The sequence below is a fragment of the Legionella waltersii genome (assembly GCF_001468085.1).
Classification (GTDB): Bacteria; Pseudomonadota; Gammaproteobacteria; order Legionellales; family Legionellaceae; genus Legionella; species Legionella waltersii.
The window spans coordinates 1-851 of record NZ_LNZB01000032.1 but is presented as its reverse complement, the minus strand read 5'-3'; the positions used below and the strand labels follow the sequence as shown (position 1 = coordinate 851).

Genomic DNA, 851 nt, shown 5'->3' with positions numbered 1-851 from the left:
TTCCATTAAACATCCGCTCCCTAACGGTCGCGGCTCGGTTGGTTCTATGTAGCACGGGAAAAACTGGGCTGAATAGGTCCCCAATAGAATTCATTTAACTGCGGTGAACACCTGAAAAAAATAGTATCCAGTCATCGTTTGTTTGTCTCTTCTCAAAGTGTGCTTGGTGAGAAAAGTAAAGCGGCTGTTAAGACGGACGAGGATGTTTCTTTGTACACGAAGGTGTTGTAGCTTCTATGGGATATCCGCTGGTCCTTCATGGTCGTGGAGCGGATTTGCATGGTTCCATCAAACATCCGCTCCCTAACGGTCGCGGCTCGGTTTGTTCTATGTAGCACGGGAAAAACTGGGCTGAATAGGTCCCCAATAGAGGTCATTCAACTGCGGTCAACACCTGAAAAAATAGCGTCCAGTCACCGTTTGTTTGTCTCTTCTCAAAGTGTGCTTGGTGAGAAAAGTAAAGCGGCTGTTAAGACGGATGAAGATGTTTCTTTGTACACGATGGTGTTGTAGCTTCTATGGGATATCCGCTGGTCCTTCATGGTCATGGATCGGATTTGCATGGTTCCATTAAACATCCGCTCCCTAACGGTCGCGGCTCGGTTTGTTCTGCGTAGCACGGGAAAAACTGGGCTGAATAGGTCCTCAATAGAGGTCATTTAACTGCGGTCAACACCTGAAAAAAATAGCGTCCAGCCATCGTTTGTTTGTCTCTTCGCAACATGTGCTTGGTGAGAAAAGTAAAGCGGCTGTTAAGACGGATGAGGATGTTTCTTTGTACACGATGTTGTTGTAGCTTCTATGGGATATCCGCTGGTCCTTCATGGTCGTGGATCGGATTTGCATGGTTC

Annotated in this window: 1 protein-coding gene; it reads right to left on the bottom strand. The window is 46.9% G+C overall.

The genetic code is table 11. The features are described 5' to 3' along the window. Positions 1-669: 669 nt before the first annotated feature. Positions 670-851: hypothetical protein (locus Lwal_RS17885; protein WP_238584282.1), on the bottom strand; the 182-nt coding region annotated here is incomplete at its 5' end.